Origin of the sequence: uncultured Chitinophaga sp., assembly GCF_937874145.1 — a bacterium.
GTDB lineage: Bacteria > Bacteroidota > Bacteroidia > Chitinophagales > Chitinophagaceae > Chitinophaga.
Genome location: NZ_CALNBI010000076.1, coordinates 1 through 6,499, shown reverse-complemented (window position 1 = coordinate 6,499; position 6,499 = coordinate 1). Strand labels below are relative to the sequence as shown.

At 54.9% G+C, this 6,499-nt stretch carries 5 protein-coding genes; 3 read left to right on the top strand and 2 right to left on the bottom strand.

The features are described 5' to 3' along the window. Positions 1–142 precede the first annotated feature (142 nt). Complete coding sequence (locus Q0510_RS03550) at positions 143–1,162, bottom strand: alpha/beta fold hydrolase (protein WP_298708327.1); 1,020 nt, start codon at positions 1,160–1,162, stop codon at positions 143–145. A 45-nt stretch (positions 1,163–1,207) separates the two neighbouring features. Here Q0510_RS03550 and Q0510_RS03545 point away from each other — a divergent pair, with 45 nt between their 5' ends. Continuing rightward, positions 1,208–1,744 carry an N-acetyltransferase gene (locus Q0510_RS03545; protein WP_298708326.1) on the top strand — a complete coding sequence of 179 codons (537 nt, stop codon included), beginning with the start codon at positions 1,208–1,210 and terminating at the stop codon, positions 1,742–1,744. Positions 1,745–1,837: 93 nt separating this feature from the next. Further along, the gene (locus Q0510_RS03540) at positions 1,838–3,211 is read left to right on the top strand and encodes an alpha-L-fucosidase (RefSeq protein ID WP_298708324.1); all 1,374 of its coding nucleotides are present in this window, start codon (positions 1,838–1,840) and stop codon (positions 3,209–3,211) included. A 73-nt stretch (positions 3,212–3,284) separates the two neighbouring features. On the opposite strand, the gene Q0510_RS03535 is transcribed toward Q0510_RS03540, so the two are convergent. After that, positions 3,285–5,405 (bottom strand): Ig-like domain-containing protein, encoded by a 2,121-nt coding sequence (locus Q0510_RS03535; RefSeq protein WP_298708322.1) that lies wholly within the window; start codon positions 5,403–5,405, stop codon positions 3,285–3,287. Positions 5,406–5,689: 284 nt separating this feature from the next. Between Q0510_RS03535 and Q0510_RS03530 the strand changes: the two genes are divergently transcribed. Then, positions 5,690–6,499, top strand: an 810-nt coding sequence (locus Q0510_RS03530; RefSeq protein WP_298708320.1) for a hypothetical protein, incomplete at its 3' end; no start/stop codon positions are given.

The following is a 6,499-nucleotide window of genomic DNA, read 5'->3' as shown; positions in this document are numbered from 1 at the left end:
CCAGGGCCCATACATTAAAAGTGTATTGCTCTACCAACTGAGCTACAGGATCATCACCGTTTCGTTTGGGATTGCAAAGATAGGAATTAATTTATTCGCTCCAAATTTTCACATGAAAAAATTTTACGCAACTCGCTCATCCTCACTTCCGGCGCACATTAAAGCTCGTAATTTCCTGAATTAGCTGCGAACGCCCTTTCTCAGGACGATCCAGGAAAACATGATGCGAACCTTCCGGCAATGTGACAAACTGCTTGCGCGGACTGTTCACCAGCCGCAATTGCAACGCCAGCAGATCTTCCTGCCGGCTCCAGTTATCATATTTGCCACGGATATACAACACCGGCACCCGCACATCTTTCGCATGCCACTGGCCGCGGCCCTGCGCCGTGTAAAACGCTTCCGCGCGATAGCCCCCCGGAACGGCCAGGATGCTGTCTTCATAAAAACCCACCGCCGTCTTCCCATACAGCTCCGCCAGCGCCGGATCGCGCCAGAGGGTTTTGTTGCTGTCGGGAATGCTGCGGTCCCAGCTGTCGATCAATTGCGAACGCGTGGCGCGGCGCAGGACGGGGGTAGAAGCATAATTGAATTGCGTGGTATCGAAAGGCGAACGGAAATAATCAGTGAAGGCCCAGCGTGCCTTTTCATTGTACAAACTATTTAGCATGATCAGGGCTGCAACCCGGTTCGGGTAAATACAGGAATAATATCCCATCCATTGCCCGCCCGTGGCCCATCCGAACAACGTTACCTGTTTTACGCCCATGCGCTCGCGGATAAAGTCTATCACCGCATTGATGTCATTGGAAATTTCCGCGGAAGAGCCGGTGATGGTCCAGCGGCGAAGGGTGTCATAGTCAGGCCGGGTGGAAGTTTCCCAGCCGCGCGCATCCATGATGAAAACATGCTGCCCCTCCTTCGCCAGGTCTTCGGCCAGGGAGCCGCCCGCAACCGGCAGGTCAAAAGAAGCCACCGCACCGGAACCTCCGCCGTGCAACATCAGCACCGGCGGCTTGCGGCTTCGCTTCTTCACGGAGATCTCCCTGACGAAGATCTTCACGCCCGGGTCGCTGTCTATCATAAAATCCTCGCGGTGAACCGTCTGGCCCTGCGCCAGCGCGGATACGAACAAGGGTGTTACGAGCAAGGTTTTCCACATATTGTTTTCTGAGGTTCCGGTGCAAAAATAGCATAATTTGCGCGTATGACGGACACGTATATCCGCCGTGCCACCGAATCCGACCTCCCGGCACTGGCTGCGCTCGAACTTAATACCTTCTCCGACGCCTTCCGCGACCAATATCCGCCGGAAGATTTCGAAGCATTCCTCCGTGAACATAAAAGCCCCGAAGCCGTGCGCAAAGCGTTCCGGCAGGAGGGGACCGAGTACTACGTGGCCGTCGCCGGAGAACAACTCACCGGCTTCGTGCAGCTCAACTTCAACAAGCAGCCCGACAACGGCACCCTGCTGCCCGAACCAGCTATGGAAATCGAAAAAATCTACGTCCTGCAAACCACCCAAAGCCGCGGCACCGGCAAATCCCTCATCCATTACGCCCTGCAGCTCGCCCGCCAGCGCCACGTGCGCACCGCCTGGCTCGGCGTATGGGAACACAACCCGCGCGCCAGGGCCCTCTACGAAAGAGAAGGGTTCTCCGTCTTCGGAGAACACGCATTCGTCGTAGGCTCCCGCCGCGACCGCGACCTGCTCCTCGCCAAAGTCCTCACCGGCAACAGTTAAAAAAACACCATCATCCGGTAAAAACATCCAACCCCATTCCCGCATTTTATCCGAACTTGCCATAATGCAATCGTTTGCATTAAAATGAATTCCATGAGAAAAACTGCCTTTCTACTGGCGGCGCTCCTTGGCGCGCAAAGCCTTTCCGCCCAACAAACCGATAAAGACGCCCGCATGCAATGGTGGCGCGAAGCACGCTTCGGCATGTTCATCCACTGGGGCGTCTACGCCGTGCCCGCCGGCACCTACAAAGGGTTTCCCATGAACCGCGGCGGCGGGGAATGGATCATGAACAGGAGCAAAATCCCCGTCGCCGAATACCAGGCATACGCCCAACAGTTCAATCCCACCCAATACGACGCCGAACAATGGGTAAAAATGGCGAAAGGCGCGGGCATGAAATACATCGTCATCACCGCCAAACACCACGACGGATTCGCGCTCTTCGATTCCAAAGCCACCGAATGGGACATCGCCGACGCCACTCCCTATAAAAAAGACCTCCTCAAACCACTCGCCGAAGCCTGCCGCAAACACGGCATCAAACTCGGGTTCTACTACAGCCAGGCCCAGGACTGGAACAACCCCGGCGGCTCGGCCGCGCGCAAGGAAATGCACGAAGGATGGCCCAACCCGGACAGCAACCGCGTAAACGCCTACACGAAAGCCCACAACGGCCACTGGGACCCCGCCCAGGAAACCCGGTCTTTCCAACAATACATCGATGCCGTGGCCGTGCCCCAGGTCAAAGAACTCCTCGCCAACTACGGCGACGTAGCCGTTCTCTGGTGGGACACGCCCACGAATATGACCGACGAAGCCGCCCGGAAATTACAGGACGCCCTCGCCGCACAACCCAACATCATCACCAACGACCGCCTCAAACGCCCGAACTTCCCCGGCGATTACAAAACACCGGAACAAAAAATCCCCAACCTCAGCGATCTCGACGGCACCGACTGGGAAACCTGCATGACCATGAACGGCACCTGGGGCTACAAAAGCTACGACCACAAATGGAAATCCGTGGAAACGATGGTCCGCAACCTGGTAGACATCGCCTCCAAAGGCGGCAATTACCTCCTCAACATCGGCCCCATGGCAGACGGCTCCTTCCCCGAACCCAGCATCGAACGCCTGAAAGGAATTGGTGAATGGATGAAAGTGAATGGCGAAGCGGTCTACGGCACAAAGGGCAATCCCCTGCCGGCGCAAAAATGGGGCAGGATCACGCAGAAACGCAATGGCAGCAACACCACGCTCTATCTGTCCGTTTTCGAATGGCCGGCGGACGGGAAGCTGCAGGTCGACGGGCTCACCGCCAAAGTATCCGAAGCCAGCCTCCTCGGCAGTAAAGGCAAAGTAACCGCAGCACAACATGGTGCAGGCACAATGCTGACCGTTCCCGCGAAGGGAACGAACGCCATTGCGACCGTTATCAAACTGGAAGTGGGAGGGAATTTGTAAGATACTTTACATCAGAAGGGCCGGATGCGGGAGATAATTCCAACGTCCGGCCCTTTCTGTTATGCAGATGGGGTTATTTCATTACCCAGCGCTCGTAGTTGACCTGGCCCGCGGCGCTGCCGGTTTTGTACACCTTAAACTCGCGCTGGTCGGTTGACTGGAGTTTGGTGTAGAGCATATTAAAGGTGGGCAGCGCGATGCGGAGATACCCGTCGGCGCTTACATCCCAGGTTCCCCAGTTCGTATTCGAAGGCGGATTGCTCACATGACAGGCCATTTCGATAACCGGCACACTGAAATTCCGGCTGAAAGTAACGTCGTGGTACTGCGGGCTCTTGATGTACCAATACACCACGTCGTTATACGTAATGGTCGTCAGCGCACCCGTGCATTCGCTGCTGTTGGCTTTGAACATGCGCTGCGCGTCCTCCGCGGAATACATGCTGGTAGGGTACAGATAGCCATTTTCCCGCGCCCAGGTGGTACCCGCCATCATTTTCTCCCAGGGGTTGCCGGAAGTAGCTTTGAATACGACGGGGCTTCCCGCAACCGGCGTTCCGTCTTTCTTCTTCACGACAGCTTCCACTTCCTGGAGCTCAGGTTCGCCGAGGGTCCAGCTCATCTGCGCCACACCATCCGCGCCGGTAATGGATTCCGCAGCTGCCAGCGTACCGCCGCCTAGCTTCACGCGCCATTCAACTGTCACGCCCGGTAAAGACTGTCCACGGATATCCTGCACTTTTACTTTCAGCGGATTGGCCAACGGTTTGCCGTTTTCGCCTGACTGATTATTACCTGCAAACAGGGACATGCTGTGCGGCACCAGTTTGGGGCTATACAGTGCCGCTACGGTCAGGTGATTGGAGATGCCGAGGAAAGGCTGGCCGAAAACAAAATCCACAGTGAACTCGGTGTCCGCGGTGATCGTGGTGCTGCTGGCTTTTACGATCAGTTTCCCGTCTTTCACCGTTTTGGTGAGCGTGATGGCGGGATTAGATATGTTAGCCAGCGTCACGTCTTCCGCTTTCACATTCAGTGAAGATTCAATGCCGGTGGCAGGAATGCCAAAATCCAACTGGGGGATATTGGGAGTGCGGACAAGCCAGTTTTTCAGGTTGTTGACTTTGGTGATGGTAGCGTTAATACTGTTTGTCAGTCTTTGCAGCTCCGTTAAAAACTTACTGATCACGGGGCTTTTAGAATCCATCGCCATGGAAACATGGAGTGCCACCACATTCATCTCGTAAGCAATATCTTTTTCGAATACCATGCGCTCATCCTTCCCAGCCGACGCATCTTCGCTTTGGCGGCCGGCTTCCCTGAGCCCGGGGATATAGGAGCCCTGTTCGGCGCTTTCCACGCGTTTGGTATCCTTGGAATACAGGGTCAGCAGGCGTTTGCAGGCCAGTGCCTGTTTGAAGCTGTAAAGTGCGGTGCCAATCACTGCCGCGCCCGCCACCTGGGTAACGCCCGTAGGCGCCGCCATCATCGTAGCTCCCAATACCAGGTTGGTTCCTGATAAAGTATAAAAACCGATGCACATGATCATCACTTCCCGGTATTCCTTGTCGGATGAAATGGAAGTCGGCGCCTTGAAATCATCGAGCTTATGCGCGCCGGGCGCCTGCCGGAGGTTCATGGCGGGAGGGGACTGCAACATGGATTGCTCGAACATGAATGCCACCTGGGACTTCTCGGCGGCAGTCAGTTTTTGATAGCCGGCCACGAAGTTGTTGCGGATGGCGGTGACGGAAGAAGCATACCCTTCGGGCAGCGCGTCATCCGCGGCTATTTCATTCATAATAGCCACCATCCTGTCTTTCACAGCGTCGGGCGCACTCACGGGCGTATAGGCCGCAATTTTAAAGTTCGCCGGTGTTTTAACTTCCAGCAGGCTGAAATCGATCTTCACATCGCCGCTGGGGAGGTAGGGGAGGATGAAGATAGCGGCGCTGTCTTCTGTTTTAGCAAATACCGTTTTCTGATTGCCTACGGTGATTTCCCCGGATTCCTGGGAAAGGGGGAAGTTGAATTTCGCTTTGACGATGTTGCCGGGGAGCCCTGTTTGCACATCCAGCACTACGGTTCTGGGGGTTCCCGGCTCGCCGCCCGGTTCCGGGTCCTTGCCTTTCTTGCAGGAAAATGCAAGCAGCGACAGGAAGGCCAGCGAGAAAAGGAGGGATGATTTGGACATAATTTCAGATTATATTATAAATCAATATTTATTTTTATGACATAGCTATCGCCTTAAATTTCAACTGCAATGCTACCTAACATGAAGGGAACAGGCAATACCCAGAATTAAGTATTTAGCCTGGCAGCATGCCATTCCAATTTATCAGGCCGGAAGAAAAATTTGTGGCAGGTGATTGTTTTATCAAAAATTTTGATATTACTTTGTAATGCAAAGTGAATTCAAGGGGAGGCGACTCCCTTTATTCAGGCACATATACTTTGAAATACAAAGTACTTTTCAATATGGAAAACATACGATCCCTCAAGCAACGGCTTCTCGACCACCGCTACCTTTCATATTTCTCCGTGCTGCTATTCAGCGTATTGCTTTATTTCATCGGCAACCTCATAGACACGCCCACGGAGGGCGCCCTGTTCGCCTTCTTCGCCATCCACGCCGGCCTTGCCATCCTTTGTTTGCTCTTTTACTGGTTCACAGACCGGGAGAACCCGAATAAAAACGACATCAAAACCGTTGTTTGGCTCCTCTGGCTCGTGAGCTGTTACGCCCTCAACCGCGAAATCCACGTGTTCGAAGACACTACCACCTGGCAGGGCGTGCTGCTGATCATTACCGGCTGTACGCTGCTCCTGTTCCGCTACGTGGACCTCATGCCCCGGTGGGCCCGCATCCTCACGGGCATATCCGCCGGCATTGCGGTTACGCTTTTCACCTACCTGGCCATCTGCTGCATGCCGCTGACGCCTTTCGCCGCCGTCGGCATCATCGCGCTGGGACTGGGCTTCCACGCCTTCGTGCCCGCATTCCTCGTGTACCATACCATCTCCGCCATAAGAAACCTGCACCTCGGGAAGCCCGCCCTCACCGGGGCGGCGCTTTCCCTATTGATGATCACCGCCTTCAGTATCCGGTATGCCGCCGTTGTGCGCGACATTAATCAGTCCTACAACCGCAAACTGATCGAAGGAACGGAAGAATTGCCCGTATGGGTGGAAACCACCCGCCAGCTCCGGCCTGGTTTCGTGACAGACCGCGTGCTGAAGACCGGTTTGGTGTATACGCCTTCGGCGCCACTGAATGACTTTTTTGAT